The following is a 15,247-nucleotide window of genomic DNA, read 5'->3' as shown; positions in this document are numbered from 1 at the left end:
CTATCCCCTGATATCAGACCCGCCGCTCTCGCGGCCGGCCTGTCCAATCTTCCCATAGCTTAGCCAAATAGCGGCTCAGCCAAACAGGGGCTCAGCCGAACAGGGCCAGCAGCGCGATGAGAAGCGAGAAGATGCCCAGAGCTTCGGTCACGGCGAAGCCGAAGATCAGACGGCCGAACTGGCCATCGGCGGCCGACGGGTTGCGCAGCGCGCCCGAGAGATAGCTGCCGAAGATGTTGCCGAGGCCAATGCCCGCGCCGCCCATGCCGAGGCAAGCGATGCCGGCGCCGATGTACTTTGCTGCTTCTACGTCCATTTGTTCAACTCCTTTGGATCTGAAATTCCGTTGCGATTCCATTCCGGCGGCAATGTTGAAAACTCTTGCGCCGGAAATTTTTTATCAGTGCCCCGGGTGCAGGGCGTCGTTGAGGTACATGCAGGTCAGCACCGCGAAGACATAGGCCTGAAGGAAGGCGACCAGCAGTTCGAGCGCGGTCAACGCCACGGCCATCGCCAGCGGCAGCACCGAGCCAGCGACGCCGACCGCGCCCAGCGCCGAGAGGCTGACCACGAAGCCGGAGAAGACCTTCAGCGTGATGTGCCCGGCGAGCATGTTGGCGAACAGACGAACCGAGAGGCTGACGGGGCGCGAGACGAAGGAGATCACTTCGATCAGCACCACCAGCGGCAGCAGGAACACCGGCACGCCTTGCGGCACGAACAGCTTGAGGAAACCAAGGCCGTGCTTGCCGAAACCGTAGACAATCACGGTGCCGATAACCAAGACGGCGAGGCCGAAGGTGACGATGATGTGGCTGGTGACGGTGAAGAAATACGGGAACAGGCCAAGCAGGTTGGCGACCAGCACGAACATGAACAGGGAAAACACGAAGGGAAAGAACTTCATGCCCTGCGTGCCGGCGGCGTCGCGCAACATGTTGCCGACGAATTCATAGGCCATTTCGGAGATCGATTGCAGCCGGCCGGGAACGAGGCTGCGGCTCGACGTCGTCAGAAACAGGAATGCCGCAGCGACGACAACGGTCGCGACCATGAACAGCGCCGAATTGGTAAAGGACAAGTCGTAGCCACCGATATCGATCGGTATCAGCTTGTTGATATGGAACTGGTGGATCGGATCGACCTTGTCAGCTGCCACGTTCAAACCCCGTCAGTGCCGCATGCGGCCTTGTTACCATGCCGCCCGTCGAAAGGCGGCTATTTCCAAATGCCGCCTGAAGAGCGGTCACTTGCTGTCGTCGCGGCCAGAGCGCGATTTGTCGCCCTGTCCGAATTCCGCCACAACGCCTGCCGAACGCATGACATTGAGCACGCCCGCGCCAAAACCAAGCAGCAGAAACACGATCAGACCCCATGGCGATGTCCCCGCCAGACGGTCGATGATCCAGCCGATGGCGGCACCGACCACCACCCCGGCGATGAACTCGCTGGACAGCTTGAGTGCCTGACCGTACCCGGTCACTGGTTTCGCATCTTTCCCCTCGAGCCGGTCCGGCCGCCTTGTCGCAAGCGATGCTTCAAGTTCACGCCGGCGGCGCTCAAGTTCGTCGTCGCGGATGGCGGCTTCGTGCTGCTTGCCGCGGCCGGTTTCTCCGGTTCCGCCTGGCCCAGTTTCATCGGCCATCGCAACCCCCCTGCCCGGGCAGACCGTCACCGTCCGTCCGCTTCTAAAGTCGCCGGCAACATAGTTAGAGGGTTTGCGCCCGTCAAGCCACGGGCGGAAGTTCGTTACCATGTATTTTATACAATGAAATCAATGCAGTATAGAGGTGCGACATCGTGCCCGCCATGGCGACGCGGACGCCTTGCGCGAATCCTCCGCGCGACGGCTCTTCGAGAGACCGCGCAGCCGCGCAAAAATATGGACGCCTATCGGGCGTTCAGCTCCAGCCGCCGCCATAGGTGCGATAGAAGATATGCAGGCCGATCTTGGTCATCTTCTGCATCGTGCGCGCCCAGTTGGGATGGACGTAATTGGCATAATAGTGGGTCGACGATCCGACTTCGGGAATGAAGACCTTGCCGGCGGTCACCGCCATGCCGACGTCCTGCGCAGTCTTGTAGGCGACCGGGTTGTCGATGCGCTTCTTCCTGCCGTCGCAGGCGAAGGAGAACTGGCAACGGTTGAACCAGCTGTCGTTCTGGTAGACGACGCCGCAGATCGAATTGGGATAGGCCGGATTGCGGACACGGTTGAGGATGACCTGGGCGACGGCGGCCTGGCCGCGCACGGATTCGCCCCGCGCCTCGAAATAGATGCCGTTGGCCAGGCATTTCTGCTCGGGCTTGGAGAAGACGCTCGCCGGAAGTGGATTCTGGATCCACGAATGGTCGCCCTTGGCCATCGGCGGGATGAAACGGCCGTTGTTGGGCTCCTCGTCCTGGAGCAGGGCCTCGAAGGGCGACGCCTTGGCATAATCGGGCGCGGCCTGCGCATAGGCCGTCGCCAGCACATCCGGATGATCGTTGTTGACCAGGGCGGCAAGCATGGGCGACACGCCGGGATCCGGCTTCTTGTCCTCACGCGCGTGGAATGCCGCGGCGATCTGGATTTCCTTGCCTTTGATCTCGGGTTTGGCGAAAGCCATCTTCAGGCCGCTGTCCATGCTGGGCCGCAGCAGGGATGAGGTGCGCTCGAAGATCGAGCCGGCGTTGAAGTTCTTCGGCGGAGCGACGGGAGAGATCTGGACGATGCGGCCCTTCTTGTCGGCGCGCACGATGCGGTCCTCATCAGGCGTCGTGCTGACCTTGCCGCCCTTGCCGCGAAAGGAGACGGCGCCGACGCCGGGCAGGCGCACCCCCGATCCGGAGAGCGAACCCGTCACAGCGTCGTCGACAAACGGCATCTCGGCGGCATGGACCGATCCGGCGACGGATTTCTCGACATAGGAATTCCAGCGGGTCGGCGCCTCGAGGCCGGAAACGAGGCTCGTTATATCCTGGTAGGCGGAAACCGTCGGAAATCCGATCCAGATGCCGAGGCCGACGATGAAAGGTGCCACGAGGCTGCGTTTCTTCTCACCGGCGACGGCAACAAGGCGCGTCAAGACACGTCGATGCACGGAACTCTCTCCAGGAACGCTACTGACCCCACTGGAGAGCAAAATGATGCATTAACCTTGATGGGACGTTAACAGCTTCGATCGGGTTTTCCCGGTCGGCTCAGGCTCGTGGTTGCGAAGTGGGGCGGTTTTGCGGCGGGACGGACATGGAGGCCGGCCGCAGGAAGATGGGCCACGCGATCAACGCGCACGCCGCCGCCGACAACCAGACGCCGGGCCAGGACCAGAGATGCAAGAGCCCCGGAATGGCCACCGGAACCAGGAAGAAACCTATGAAAACGAAGCTGTTGGCCAGGCTGAGCGCGGTGCCGACATGGCCAGCGCCGGCAAGCGTGGCAAGCTCGGTGTAGGCGACGCCATGCCAGGCGGAGACCAGGATGCCTGCGACAATCAGCATCACGGGAAGCGTGGCCATCACGACGGGTTGGCCGCCTGATATGGTCGGGCTGGCCAGGACCAGCAGCCAGAGCAGCGTGAAGGCAAGCGCGCTGAGCGCACTGCACAGGCGCAGGAACGGCCGGCGGTTGCCGTGGCGGTCGGTGAAGCGGCCGCTCCAGACGCGCATCGCCATGGCGCCGGTCTGCACGGCGGCGAGGCTTGCGCTGGTGGCCAGGGTCCCCATGCCGGCGAAGTCGTGCAGGAAGACCGATGCGAAGGTGAGTACGGCCACTTGCGGAAAGCACAGCAGGCCGATGGCCGCTGCGATGCGCCAGACCTCGACATTGCGCAGCGGCGGGGGCCCGGCCAGAACGGTCGGCGCGGCCGAACCCTGCGTCGGCGGTTCGTGCAGCCAGCGCCAGGCGAAGAAGGCGGAGATCACGGAGAAGGCGGCGAGCAGGCCATAGACCGCCGCGAAGCCATGCCTGGCGGCAAGCGAGGGCAGGACAAGAGCGCCCAGCCCGCCACCAAGCGGCACCGCCGTCTGCCGGATGCTCATGGCGAATCCGCGCTCGCCTTCGCGGAACCAGCCCATGATGGCGCGGCCGCTCGAACCGTTGACGCTGCCGCCGAGCAGGCCGGTGACGAGCAAGGCAGCGGCCAGGACATGAACGCCCGGCTCGCCGGACGAGGATGGAACGATGAGCAACGCCATCAGGAACAGCCACGCCGCCGTGGCGCCGAGCCCGGTCAAAAGCACACGGCGATCGCCCCAGCGATCGGTGAGCAGGCCCCAGGGCAGTTCGCTGAGCGCAACGCCCAGACCGAGAAGGCCAAGCGCCAGGCCGAGCTGAGCATTGCCGAGATGATAGCCCTGCCGCATCAGCACCGCGGTTGCCGGTATGCCGGAGAAAGTAGCGGAAAAACCGGCATTGGCGGCGACGCCGATGCCCAGCACCTTCCAGCGGTGATTGGGTGTGAAGGTCCTGGAGCCGGAGCCTTCGGCCCGTGGCGTCGACTGACAATCGGTGCGGGTGACGATGGCGGACATGGTTTCATTCCCGTTTGCGGCCCGGTGACCGGCCTTGACGGCGCATGTCTATCGCCATAGCTTTGTCCATAAAATCAGGAAGTTTTTGACGCACAATCCTAAAAAACGGGATTATCATGCGACGCGTGACATTCGACCTCGACGTCCTCAGAAGCTTCGTCACCGGAATGGAGCTTGGCAGCTTCGCCAAGGCGGCCGACCGGCTTGGCCGCTCGACCTCGGCGGTCAGCGCGCAGTTGAAGAAACTGGAGGAGCAGGCGGCGACGCCTATCTTCCGCAAGTCGGGACGCGGGCTGGCACTGACGGAAGCTGGCGAGACCATGCTCGGCTATGCGCGGCGGCTGGTCGAGCTCAATGACGAGGCGGCCGCCGCCATCCATGATGTCGAGCTGGAAGGCTGGGTGCGGCTCGGCCTGCAGGAGGATTTTGGCGAGGCGGTGCTACCTGACGTGCTCGGCCGCTTCGCCCGTGCCCATCCCAAAGTCAAGATCGAGGCCCGCATCGCGCGCAGCCATGAGCTCGCGGAGCGGATCATCTCGGGCAGCCTGGACATCGCACTTGCCTGGCACAGCGGCGCGACGCTGCCATACAGCCAGCATGTCGCCGACGTGCAGATGCGCTGGATCGGCCCGGCAAAGCGCATCGAGACCAGCCTGCGCCATGGCGAGCCGCTGCCGCTGGTGGCGCTGGAAGCACCTTGCCTGTTGCGCACGGTCGCAACCGAAACGCTCGACCGCGCCGGCCTGCCCTGGCGCATGGCCTTCTCCAGCCCGAGCCTTGGTGGCATCTGGGCGGCTGTTGCAGCCGGGCTCGGGCTGACGATCCGCACCGACATCGGCCTGCCGGCCAGCGTCAGCGCGATGACGCCGGAGATTGCCGGTCTGCCGGCGCTGCCCAGGATGACGCTGTTCCTGCACCGCAGGGATGCCGAACCCGAACCGGTGGCCGCCCGCCTCGCCGATATCCTGCTGGAAGCGGCGCGGCAGGCACTACCGGAGGGCGCGCGGACGGATGAGAACCTGCTGAAGGTCGCCTAGGCCCTGGTCGCAACCCCTCTTCGTCATTCCAGGGTCTACACCGCGTCGAAGGGTTGGCACCCTTCCCCCGGACGTCAGCGCTTCTTGGCCCTGCCGGCAAAGGGATTGTCCGAAGTCCTCAACGCCATGCGGATCGGTACGCCCGGCATGTCGAAGGCTTCGCGCAGGCTGTTGGTGAGATAGCGGACATAGGATTGCGGCATCGCATCCGGGCGCGAGCACGAGACGACGAAGCCCGGCGGGCGCGTCTTGGCCTGCGTGACATATTTGACCTTCAGCCGGCGACCGGCAACCGCGGGCGGCGGATGATGCGCAAGAATGCCTTCCAGCCAGCGATTGAGCCTGCCGGTCGAGACGCGGCTGTTCCAGACCTTGTGCGTGCGGATGACGGCTTCCATGAGCTTGTCGAGGCCCCGTCCGGTCTCGGCCGAAACCGTCACCGCCTGCATGCCGCGCGCCTGCGGCAAAAGCCGTTCGGTCTTTTCGCGCAGTTCGGCCAAGAGTTCCTGCGGATTGTCGATCAGGTCCCATTTGTTGAAGGCGATCACCGGCGCGCGGCCCTCGCGGATGATCAGGTCGGCGATCTGGAGATCCTGCTTCTCGAAAGGGATGGTGGCGTCGAGCACGATGATGACGATCTCGGCGAAGCGGATGGCGCGCAGGCCATCCTGCACCGACATGACCTCGAGCTTTTCATGGATCCTGGCCTTGCGGCGCATGCCGGCGGTGTCGAACAATTTTATACGGCGGCCGCGCCAGTCCCAATCGACCGAGATGGAATCGCGGGTGATGCCGGCTTCCGGTCCGGTCAAAAGCCGCTCCTCGCCGATCAGTGCGTTGATCAGCGTCGACTTGCCGGCATTGGGGCGGCCGACGACGGCAATGCGCATCGGCTTGGTGTCGTCATAGGCCGGCACCTCGTCGGCGTCGGGATCGGCGATATCCTCGCCGATCAGCACCTCGCTGGAGGCGATCTCCTCGTCGTCGTCCTCATCCTCGCCAAAGGCTCTCGCCTCGCCAAGTGCGGCGATCACCGCGTCGCGCAGGTCGGGCATGCCTTGGCCGTGTTCGGCCGAGACCGGAACCGGCTCGCCAAGCCCGAGCTCCCAGGCCTCCAGCATGCCGCCCTGCGCGCCCTTCGCCTCGGCCTTGTTGGCGACCAGCACGACCGGCTTGCCGGATTTGCGCACGATCTCGGCAAAGGTCCGGTCGTCCGGCAACAGGCCGGATTTGGCGTCGACGGTGAAGAAGATCAGGTCGGCCTCACGGATAGCGATCTCGGTCTGCGCACGCATGCGGCCGGGCAGCGTCGAGGCGGCGGCGTCCTCGAAACCCGCAGTGTCGATGACGTCGAAATGCAGGTCGTAAAGCTTTGCCGCATGGACGCGGCGGTCGCGGGTGACGCCCGGCGTGTCATCGACAAGCGCCAGCTTCCTTCCCACCAGCCGATTGAAAAGAGTCGATTTGCCGACGTTAGGCCGGCCAATGATGGCGACTTTGAAGCTCATATGTCACGACGCGCTGCCCGAGCCGCGGATCAGCTCGGACATCAGGGTCGCCCGTTCACGGGTGTTGCGCGGGGCACCGTCATCGGCGGCGATCTGGTCGAACAGCTTCAGCGCATCCTGGGTCTTGCCTTCCTTCCAGGCGGCCAGCCCGAGCGCCTCGCGCGCGGTGTGGCGCAGCGTGTTGGTGTCCGAGGTCAGGGCCTCGACGCGGCTCGACACATCGGCGAAGGAGCCGTGATCGACCAGCAGCAGCGCCGCCCTCAACCGCGCCATGTCGCGAATGCCCTGGGGAATGGCGGCGTCGGCCGCCACCTCGTCGAAATCCTTGACGGCGGCATCGACGTCGCCCTTGTCGGCCTTGACGGTGGCAGCGCGCATGCGGGCGAGCAGCGGATAGGCGCCGTAGCCATCCTTCTCCAATTGATCGAGCGCGGCCAGCGCCTCGTCGTTCTTGCCGTCATTGGCCAGCTTCAACGCTTGCGAGAAGGCATCGCCCGAACGGTTGGCGCGGGTCTCGTCCCAGTAGCGGTAGCCGACGAAGGCGGCGGTGCCGAGCACGACCAGCACCGCGACCACAAGCAGGGCCGGGCCGAAACGGTCCCACAGCTTCTGCGCCTGTTCGCGACGGATCTCGTCGTTGACTTCACGGATAAAACTGTCGTCGGACATCAATAAAACCATTCCTGCCCCGGGCCGGAGCGTTCGCGAGCCCGCGTTTTAGCGAAATTTTGTCGGCATGGAAGGGGTTCGACCGGAAAATCACCTATTCGCGGGGCAAACGGACGAAAAGGCCACCGCACCCACGCCACATTTGCGCTATAGCGGGGCCAAAACCGCCCCGGGGTCAGTAGCTGTTGCCAATATCCTTTTCGTCTCGCGTTGCCGCGTTCTGTCTCGCTTCGCTTGCCACGGCCGGTGCGGCTTTCGCCGATCCACCCGGCTCGCGGGCGCCTTTGCCGGCAAGGCCGAAGCAGGTCGTCATCATCTCCTTCGACAGCGCCCGCGACATCTCGCAATGGAAGCGCAGCCGGGCGCTGGCGAAGCGCACCGGAGCGCATTTCACCTATTTCCTCTCCTGTGTCTTCCTGCTGTCATCGGAAACGCGCAGCCAATACACCGCGCCGGGCAAGACATCGGGCAAATCCAACATCGGCTTCGCCGCCTCGACGCAGGAAGTGAGCCAGCGGCTGGAGCAGATCGGGCTTGCGGCATCGGAAGGCCATGACATCGCCAGTCATGGCTGCGGCCATTTCGACGGCAAGGACTGGAGCAAGGCCGACTGGCTGAAGGAGTTCGCCTCGTTCGAGCACATCCTCGAAAACGCCTATGCGATCAACGGCATCGAGCCCGAGCCGACCGGCTGGCGCGATTTCGCGCGGCATGCGGTGGTTGGCTTCCGCGCGCCCTATCTGTCGACGAGCAAGGCGCTCTACGAGGCGCTGCCCGCCGCCGGTTACCGGTTCGACGCCAGCGGCGTCTCGCGCGGCCCGGTCCAGCCGCCGACCACCGCCGGCCTCGCGCGCTTTTCACTGCCGCAGATCCCGGAAGGACCGAAATCGCGGCCGGTGATCGCCATGGACTACAATCTCTATGTCAGGCATTCCGGCGGCTTCGAGCGGCCGAGCAAGGCAGGCGAGTTCGCGGACCGCACCTACCAGGCTTTCCGCGCCGCCTTCGAGGATCAATACCGGGGCAAGCGCGTTCCGCTGCAACTCGGCTTCCATTTCGCGCTGATGAATGACGGCGCCTACTGGAACGCGCTGGAGCGTTTTGCCGGCGAGGTCTGCGTCAAATCAGACGTCGAATGCATCAGTTTTCGCGATTACATCTCGCGGCAGGGTTCTGGCCAGAAGCAGGCTTCCGTCGGCGGCTGAGCCGCCGACCCGTTTCGCACCCAGGTCTTTCCTGACTTAAGCGGGATCCTCGGCGCCTTGCCGCGCCAGATAGCGCTGGTCGATTTCCGGCAGCGGCTCGCCCTGCAGCGTCGCCTCGAAGGCGCGCAGGCGCTTATGCACCGATTGCAGTTCGACGATGGTCGACCAGGAGGTGAGCAGGAACTGCAAGGAACCTGTCACCTTGCCGAATGCATTCGAAATCTGGTTCAGCGCGCCGAACGTTATCTTGTGGGCGACCAGCGACGGCCCGAGGATCAGCAGCGAGAAAATATTGTCGGCCTGCAGGTAGGTGTACCGGACGACATTGAAATAGATGTAGTGGAAATACAGCCGGAAATAATTGTGGCGAACATTGGCGAACAGCGCGGCGGTGGTGGCGGGCTGGGCCCGGTCGGCATGATCCTCGCCGTAAACGAGCTCCTTGCGGTAGGCCGCCTCCACGCGCTGGTTGCGGAACTGCAGCCCTGGAAGCTTCATGCCGGCAATCATGACCGAAATCGTTCCGAACAGACACCAGGCCAGTGCCGCGACCACCAATGGCTGGGGGATCGCGCCGATGATCGGCAACTCGGTTATATGGGCCTGCAACTGGATCATGACCGGCAGGAAGGCGATCAGCGTCATGATCGACTGGACGAAGCTGGAACCCAGATCTTCCATGATCTGGGAAAACCGCATCGTGTCCTCCTGGATACGTTGCGAGGCGCCCTCGATGTGGCGCAGCCTGCCCCAGTTCTCGACGAAATAGTTGTTCATCGCCGTGCGCCAGCGGAAGATCCAATGGCTGACGATGAAGGCGTTGACCACCTGCACGTTCATGCCGACCAGCGCAAGCCACGAGAAATCGGCCAGCCCAATGTAGAATTCGGCGTTGGTCGATTTTCCGGTGCCCGACATCAGCCCCTGCACATAGTCGAAGAAGGGCCCGTACCAGGCGTTGACGGCGACGCTGACCTGCACATTGAAATAGATGAAGAACAGGATGACCGCCGTCATCAGGATCGACCAGCGTTGCCACGGATGCGGCGAATACCAGCTCCAGAACGCATAGAAAGCGACCACGCAGAACGCGAAGTAGATGTAGAACCAGAGAAACGGCTTCGAGACGAGGACGGCGATGCCGATAATGGGCGGTGCACCGGCTGCTGCCGGCGGCAGGCCGAAGACGGCGCCCAGTTGCTCACCCCCGAAAAACCAGAACAGGATCGCCGCAAGGCTCCAGACGGCGGCCGAAGAGAAAAACAGCTTCGGCTGCGGGAAGAAGGATACGAACACTGTGGCGAATTCCTCGATTTTTGCGCAAATCAGCTGGGTTCAGCAGGCATAAAGTCACACATTAGGGGGAAAGAAAATGCCCATGCCCGATGCCCGGCACCGAGCAAACCCACAATCATGGCGATTTTGGCGCGGCCGACCATATGATGACGCCGGAGGCGACCAGAACGGCCGCGGCGGCGATCGAGGCAAGGAAGAAATCGCCCGACGCCTGCGCCAGGAGCCCGGCGGCAATCGGGCCGATGATCTGGCCAAGACCGAACGAAGCCGTCATCAAGGCGAAGGTCCGCCGGGGGGCCTGTGGCGCCAGTTGCCGCGCGGTCTGCAGGCCAAGCGCGGTGATGGCGATGAACGTGCCGCCAACGAGCAGGCCGCCGAGCAGCGGCCCGGTGCGCCCGCCCACCGCGACGCTTGCGACAATGCCGACGACCTCGACGAAACATCCCAGCGCATAGGTCGCGTATAGGCCGATCCGCGCCGATATCTTCTGCCAGAGCCAGACCGAGGGAAAGCCGGCAAGACCGGTGACCATCCAGACCACCGCCTCGAACACGCGTCCGCCGCCGCCTTGCCGGACAATGGCGACAAGGAAGGTAGCCGTTACCACGTAGCCGAAGCCGAACAAGCCGTAAGCGACGATCACCTTGGTCAGCGAGCGGTCTTTTGGCAGCGCCGGCTCGCGGCCGGTATCGCCGCTGGCCAGCGGACCGCTGTCCACCAGCAGCGCCACCACGACGAAGCCACAAGCCGAGATCGCCGCCGACCACAGCCAACCCGCCGCCCAGCCGGCATGTTCGCTGACCAGGGCCGCCATCAGCACCGAGGACAGGGCGATGCCGAGGCCGACGCCGCCGAAATGCCACGCCTGCAGATCGCTGCGGCCGGCCGCAGCAAGATGGCTGAAAACAATGCTGGCCAGGAACACCATGACAAAGGCGCTGGCCAGGCCTGCAAGAAAGCGGATGACGAGAAAGGCGGCGATCGTATCCGACAGCCCCATCAGCGCGGCAAGCAAGGCGCTGGCGCCGAGGCCGGCCAGCATCAGCAGGCGCTCGCGCCCATGCGCCCAGCCGCCCGCCGCGGCGAAGGCGCCGGCGAGGTAGCCGAGATAATTGGCTGACGCGATCCAGCCCGCATCGGCCGCCGACAGATGGAGTTCTTCCATCATGCCGGGCAGGATCGGCGTATAGACGAAACGACCAATGCCCATGGCGACAGCCATGGCGATCATGCCGGCGAAAGCGAACCGCAGCGCTGTTGAGGTGGCGGATGTCATCGCGGTGCACAATAAGTGCGAAGACCGGCGACACAACGTGCTTGCGTTGGGCCAGGCGCCGGACCGTCAGCACCAATCAGCGGCAGCCCGCTTGCGCCGTCTCGTGGGCGGTGCGTCGCGCCGTCAGCCGGAACGGTATGTCGCCGAGCTCACGCTCCGACATGGCGTCGAGCACGGGATGCGCAAGCGGATCGGCCAGCCAGGCGACCGCTTCGCCACCGTATGGCGGCTCGTGCACAGGGAATACTATCTTGAGCGACGATAACAGCCTCAACATGTCAGCCTCCGCAGGCCTGTCCCGTGAATAAAGTCTGCGTTTTCGGCATCACTTTCAATTGAGATTTCAGCCCCGCTGGTTTAGAAAAACTCAATGGCCATGCTCAACCGCGTCCACCTCAACGGCCTTCGCGCCGTGGAGACCGTCGCCCGTCTCGGCTCGCTCGCCGCGGCCGCCGGCGAACTCAACGTTTCGGCCAGCGCCGTTAGCCAGCAGATAAAGCGCGTGGAGCAGCAGCTCGGCCAGGCCGTGTTCGAGCGAACGACCAAGGGGCTGGTCCTGACCGAATTCGGCGCCATGTTCGCGATGCGCCTCGGCGCGGGTTTCCGCGAGCTCACCCAGGCCGTGGCGCTGGCCGACGAGGCGCGCCAATGCACGCTGGTGGTTTCCGTGGCGCCGGCATTCGCCTCGAAATGGCTGCTGCCGCGGCTGTCGCATCACTTCACCCGGCATCCCAACGTGCTGTTGCGCATCGACGCCTCGGTGCGGCTGGCCGACCTCGACCATTCCGATATCGATATCGCCATCCGGCTCGGCGACGGCACATGGCCGGCCGGCAAGGCGGAGTTGCTTTTGGCACAAGAGGTGTTCCCGGTCTGCGCACCCTCGATAGCGAAGAAACTGAAATCGATCGAAGACCTTGCCCAGACCTGCGCGATCACCGACGAACGGGCGATGATCAACTGGGAAAGCTGGTTCGCCGCGGCCGGTGTCGAACCCGTCACCTTCTTGAAGGGCGCTCGCTTCACCGATCCGATGCTTTGCCTGGAATCGGCGATTGCCGGCCATGGCGTGATGCTGGGCTGGCAGTTGCTCGCCGCCGACGCGCTGGCCGACGGGCGGCTCGTCGCGCCGTTCGGGATCCGCGCCCAGAGCGGGCTTGGCTATTGGCTGGTGACCTCCGCCGCCAAGGCCGAAAGCCGCAAGGTCCGGGATTTCAAGCTCTGGATCCGGGAAGAGATCGAGGCGACGATGGCGCAGTTCGGCTCAGCGAAGGCGGGCACGAGCGACGCGATCACGGTGGAAAGCACCGTGGCGCCGGTCTATGTAGAGTCCGACATCAAACTACGGCAGGCAGGATCATGACCACACATTCGCGCGGCGTTTCCGCAACGATCGACCCGGTGAAGCTCGACAGGCTGGCCGAAGTCGCCATCAAGGTGGGGCTGCAATTGCAGCCCGGGCAGGACCTGGTGCTGACCTCCTCCATCGCCGCGCTGCCGCTGACCCGGCGCATCGTCGAGCATGCCTACAAGGCCGGCGCGGGGCTGGTGACGCCGATCTTCAACGATGACGAGATCACGCTGGCGCGCTTTCGTTATGGCGCGGACGCCGGCTTCGACCGCGCCGCCGGCTGGCTCTATGAAGGCATGGCCAAAGCCTTCTCCAACAATGCGGCGCGACTTGCCGTGCGCGGCGAGGATCCCTCGCTTTTGTCGGCGCAGGACCCGGCGAAAGTGGCGCGCGCCAACAAGGCCAATTCGATGGCCTACCAGCCGGCGTTGGAAAAGATCACCGGCTTCGACATCAACTGGAACATCGTCGCCTATCCCGATCTCGCCTGGGCCAAGCAGGTCTTCCCCGATGATGCCGACGACGTTGCGGTGGCCAAGCTCGCCGACGCCATCTTTGCCGCCTCGCGGGTGGACGTGGAAGATCCGATCGGCAACTGGAAGGCGCACAATGCCGCCCTTCGCAGCCGCACCGAATGGCTCAACGGCCATGCTTTCCATGCGCTTCATTTCACCGGGCCGGGCACCGACCTGACGGTCGGGCTGGCCGACGGCCATGAATGGATGGGCGGCGCCTCCACCGCCAAGAACGGCGTCACTTGCAATCCCAACATCCCGACCGAGGAGGTCTTCACCACGCCGCATGCACGGCGGGTGGAAGGCCATGTTTCATCGACCAAGCCGCTCTCCTACCAGGGCACGCTGATCGACGAGATCTCGGTGCGTTTCGAGGGCGGCAGGATCGTCGAGGCGAAGGCTTCGAAGGGCGAGGACGTGCTGAAGAAAGTGCTGGACACCGACGAGGGCGCACGCCGGCTTGGCGAAGTGGCGCTGGTGCCGCATTCCTCGCCGATCTCGGCGAGCGGCCTGTTGTTCTTCAACACGCTGTTCGACGAAAACGCCGCCTGCCACATCGCGCTCGGCCAGTGCTATTCGAAGTGCTTCGTCGACGGCGCCTCGCTCAGCCAGGCCGAGATCGCGGAGCGCGGCGGCAACAAGAGCTTCATCCACATCGACTGGATGATCGGCTCGGACAAGATCGACATCGACGGCGTCGGCAAGGACGGCAGCCGCGTGCCGGTCATGCGCAAGGGCGAGTGGGCCTGACGGGAGCGCACGAAGGAGAGCGGATGGCCTTCGAGATCGCGGTCAAACGGGTGTATGAACCACCCTCGCTCGATGACGGGCAGCGGGTCCTGGTCGATCGTGTCTGGCCACGTGGCGTCAGCAAGGAGCATGCCGCGCTGGCGCTATGGCTGAAGGACATCGCGCCGAGTACCGACTTGCGCAAGTGGTTCGGGCACGAGCCCGAACGATGGGCCGAGTTCCAGAAGCGGTATCGTGCCGAACTGGAAGGCAATGGCGAGGCCGTGGCGCAACTGCGCGCCCTGCTCCGCGACGGCAAGGTGACGCTGCTCTACGGCGCCCATGACGAGGCGCACAACAATGCCGTGGTACTGGCGGGGTATCTGAGAGGACAGTGACCTGTCCCTTCGTCATCCTCGGGCTTGACCCGAGGATCCATGCCGTGACGTCCGTCCGGAAATGCAACGGAGCAGAATCTGCACGGCTGCGACGCCCAAAAGTCACGGCATGGATCCTAGGGTCTGCGCCGCGTCGCTTCGCTCCTTGCTCCGCCCTAGGATGACGAACTGAGAGTGTACCGCGCCCTACTTCCCGACCACCGCCGCCTCATAAACATCCGGCTTGAACCCGACCAGGATGCGGTCGCCAACCTCGAGCACAGGCCGTTTGATCATCGTCGGCTTGGCCAGCATCAGTGCCTTGGCCTTCTTTTCATCCAGGCTCTGCTTATCCTTGTCCGGCAACTCGCGGAACGTCGTGCTGCCCTTATTGAGCAGCTTTTCCCAGCCGACCTTGCGGACCCAGCCATCCAGCCTGCCCGCCTCGATGCCTTCCGCCCGATAGTCGTGGAACCGATAAGCCACTGTATGGCCCTCCAGCCAGACGCGGGCCTTCCTGATCGTGTCGCAGGTGGTGATGCCGTACATGGTGATCGTCAAAACAGGTGCCTTTCGGACTTCGAATCTGGCCGCAGATTAAGCAGCCCCCGCGCGCTTTGCCAGCGGCCCGGCAGAACCATCGAGGAGCAAGTTTCTTCACTAGCGGGCGCGCGGTCGCCGATCCGTGACGACGACGTCCATAGGGTCGGATAGCGGCCAGGACATGATCCTGGCCGCTAGGATGCGGCGAAATGTGCCGCCAGCCGGGAAA

16 protein-coding genes are annotated in these 15,247 nt (G+C 64.2%); 5 read left to right on the top strand and 11 right to left on the bottom strand.

Annotated features, from left to right (window positions below; translation table 11 throughout):
* Positions 1 to 91 precede the first annotated feature (91 nt).
* The 5 genes from FJ959_RS06865 to FJ959_RS06845 form a co-directional block, all read right to left on the bottom strand.
* Complete coding sequence (locus FJ959_RS06865; protein ID WP_140497964.1) at positions 92 to 316, bottom strand: F0F1 ATP synthase subunit C; 225 nt, start codon at positions 314 to 316, stop codon at positions 92 to 94.
* Positions 317 to 400: 84 nt separating this feature from the next.
* Positions 401 to 1,159 carry a F0F1 ATP synthase subunit A gene (locus FJ959_RS06860; RefSeq protein WP_140497962.1) on the bottom strand — a complete coding sequence of 253 codons (759 nt, stop codon included), beginning with the start codon at positions 1,157 to 1,159 and terminating at the stop codon, positions 401 to 403.
* Between the two features lie 87 nt (positions 1,160 to 1,246).
* Entirely contained in the window at positions 1,247 to 1,645 is a 399-nt protein-coding gene (locus FJ959_RS06855) for an AtpZ/AtpI family protein (protein WP_140498124.1), read from the bottom strand.
* A 256-nt stretch (positions 1,646 to 1,901) separates the two neighbouring features.
* Positions 1,902 to 3,083: a cell wall hydrolase gene (locus FJ959_RS06850; RefSeq protein ID WP_140629194.1), complete on the bottom strand. Its 1,182-nt coding sequence runs from the start codon at positions 3,081 to 3,083 to the stop codon at positions 1,902 to 1,904.
* Positions 3,084 to 3,183: 100 nt separating this feature from the next.
* Complete coding sequence (locus FJ959_RS06845; protein ID WP_140559352.1) at positions 3,184 to 4,512, bottom strand: MFS transporter; 1,329 nt, start codon at positions 4,510 to 4,512, stop codon at positions 3,184 to 3,186.
* 116 nt (positions 4,513 to 4,628) lie between these two features.
* Between FJ959_RS06845 and FJ959_RS06840 the strand changes: the two genes are divergently transcribed.
* On the top strand, positions 4,629 to 5,549 hold the full coding sequence (locus FJ959_RS06840; RefSeq protein ID WP_140497956.1) for a LysR substrate-binding domain-containing protein: 921 nt from the start codon (positions 4,629 to 4,631) through the stop codon (positions 5,547 to 5,549).
* Positions 5,550 to 5,623: 74 nt separating this feature from the next.
* Here FJ959_RS06840 and der read toward each other — a convergent pair whose 3' ends face one another.
* Entirely contained in the window at positions 5,624 to 7,057 is a 1,434-nt protein-coding gene (gene der, locus FJ959_RS06835) for a ribosome biogenesis GTPase Der (RefSeq protein ID WP_140497954.1), read from the bottom strand.
* 3 nt (positions 7,058 to 7,060) lie between these two features.
* Positions 7,061 to 7,726, bottom strand: a complete 666-nt coding sequence (locus FJ959_RS06830) for a tetratricopeptide repeat protein (protein ID WP_140514747.1) — start codon at positions 7,724 to 7,726, stop codon at positions 7,061 to 7,063.
* Positions 7,727 to 7,917: 191 nt separating this feature from the next.
* Between FJ959_RS06830 and FJ959_RS06825 the strand changes: the two genes are divergently transcribed.
* Positions 7,918 to 8,931: a polysaccharide deacetylase family protein gene (locus tag FJ959_RS06825; RefSeq protein WP_140558293.1), complete on the top strand. Its 1,014-nt coding sequence runs from the start codon at positions 7,918 to 7,920 to the stop codon at positions 8,929 to 8,931.
* Positions 8,932 to 8,967: 36 nt separating this feature from the next.
* Here the strand turns inward: FJ959_RS06825 and sbmA are convergent, their stop codons facing one another.
* The 3 genes from sbmA to FJ959_RS06810 all read right to left on the bottom strand — a co-directional run bounded on the left by sbmA (position 8,968) and on the right by FJ959_RS06810 (position 11,780).
* The gene (gene sbmA / locus FJ959_RS06820) at positions 8,968 to 10,227 is read right to left on the bottom strand and encodes a peptide antibiotic transporter SbmA (protein ID WP_140497950.1); all 1,260 of its coding nucleotides are present in this window, start codon (positions 10,225 to 10,227) and stop codon (positions 8,968 to 8,970) included.
* Between the two features lie 115 nt (positions 10,228 to 10,342).
* Positions 10,343 to 11,503 carry a YbfB/YjiJ family MFS transporter gene (locus FJ959_RS06815; protein ID WP_140514745.1) on the bottom strand — a complete coding sequence of 387 codons (1,161 nt, stop codon included), beginning with the start codon at positions 11,501 to 11,503 and terminating at the stop codon, positions 10,343 to 10,345.
* A gap of 76 nt (positions 11,504 to 11,579) precedes the next feature.
* Positions 11,580 to 11,780 (bottom strand): hypothetical protein, encoded by a 201-nt coding sequence (locus FJ959_RS06810; protein ID WP_140497946.1) that lies wholly within the window; start codon positions 11,778 to 11,780, stop codon positions 11,580 to 11,582.
* Between the two features lie 93 nt (positions 11,781 to 11,873).
* Here FJ959_RS06810 and FJ959_RS06805 point away from each other — a divergent pair, with 93 nt between their 5' ends.
* The 3 genes from FJ959_RS06805 to FJ959_RS06795 are packed head-to-tail and all read left to right on the top strand — an operon-like array spanning position 11,874 to position 14,496.
* Positions 11,874 to 12,866 carry a LysR substrate-binding domain-containing protein gene (locus tag FJ959_RS06805; protein WP_140629192.1) on the top strand — a complete coding sequence of 331 codons (993 nt, stop codon included), beginning with the start codon at positions 11,874 to 11,876 and terminating at the stop codon, positions 12,864 to 12,866.
* Positions 12,863 to 14,119: an aminopeptidase gene (locus FJ959_RS06800; RefSeq protein WP_140629191.1), complete on the top strand. Its 1,257-nt coding sequence runs from the start codon at positions 12,863 to 12,865 to the stop codon at positions 14,117 to 14,119. The genes FJ959_RS06805 and FJ959_RS06800 overlap by 4 nt, the downstream gene beginning before the upstream one ends.
* A 23-nt stretch (positions 14,120 to 14,142) precedes the next feature.
* Positions 14,143 to 14,496, top strand: coding sequence for a DUF488 domain-containing protein (locus FJ959_RS06795; protein ID WP_140629188.1), 354 nt, complete (start codon positions 14,143 to 14,145; stop codon positions 14,494 to 14,496).
* Positions 14,497 to 14,682: 186 nt separating this feature from the next.
* Here FJ959_RS06795 and FJ959_RS06790 read toward each other — a convergent pair whose 3' ends face one another.
* A complete protein-coding gene (locus FJ959_RS06790; protein ID WP_140629186.1) occupies positions 14,683 to 15,036 on the bottom strand; it encodes an ArsC family reductase in 354 nt (117 codons plus the stop codon).
* Positions 15,037 to 15,247: the final 211 nt, after the last annotated feature.

Origin of the sequence: Mesorhizobium sp. B2-2-4, assembly GCF_006442375.1 — a bacterium.
Classification (GTDB): Bacteria; Pseudomonadota; Alphaproteobacteria; order Rhizobiales; family Rhizobiaceae; genus Mesorhizobium.
The sequence above is the reverse complement of the archived record's forward strand: the minus strand, read 5'-3'. Positions and strand labels throughout refer to the sequence as shown.

Excerpts from the sequence above, each read along its gene's own strand:
- FJ959_RS06865 (WP_140497964.1), bottom strand. The coding sequence starts at position 316 with ATGGACGTAGAAGCAGCAAAGTACATCGGCGCCGGCATCGCTTGCCTC.
- FJ959_RS06855 (WP_140498124.1), bottom strand. The coding sequence starts at position 1,645 with ATGGCCGATGAAACTGGGCCAGGCGGAACCGGAGAAACCGGCCGCGGC.
- FJ959_RS06845 (WP_140559352.1), bottom strand. The coding sequence starts at position 4,512 with ATGTCCGCCATCGTCACCCGCACCGATTGTCAGTCGACGCCACGGGCC.
- FJ959_RS06840 (WP_140497956.1), top strand. The coding sequence starts at position 4,629 with ATGCGACGCGTGACATTCGACCTCGACGTCCTCAGAAGCTTCGTCACC.
- der (WP_140497954.1), bottom strand. The coding sequence starts at position 7,057 with ATGAGCTTCAAAGTCGCCATCATTGGCCGGCCTAACGTCGGCAAATCG.
- FJ959_RS06830 (WP_140514747.1), bottom strand. The coding sequence starts at position 7,726 with ATGTCCGACGACAGTTTTATCCGTGAAGTCAACGACGAGATCCGTCGC.
- FJ959_RS06815 (WP_140514745.1), bottom strand. The coding sequence starts at position 11,503 with ATGACATCCGCCACCTCAACAGCGCTGCGGTTCGCTTTCGCCGGCATG.
- FJ959_RS06810 (WP_140497946.1), bottom strand. The coding sequence starts at position 11,780 with ATGTTGAGGCTGTTATCGTCGCTCAAGATAGTATTCCCTGTGCACGAG.
- FJ959_RS06805 (WP_140629192.1), top strand. The coding sequence starts at position 11,874 with ATGGCCATGCTCAACCGCGTCCACCTCAACGGCCTTCGCGCCGTGGAG.
- FJ959_RS06800 (WP_140629191.1), top strand. The coding sequence starts at position 12,863 with ATGACCACACATTCGCGCGGCGTTTCCGCAACGATCGACCCGGTGAAG.
- FJ959_RS06795 (WP_140629188.1), top strand. The coding sequence starts at position 14,143 with ATGGCCTTCGAGATCGCGGTCAAACGGGTGTATGAACCACCCTCGCTC.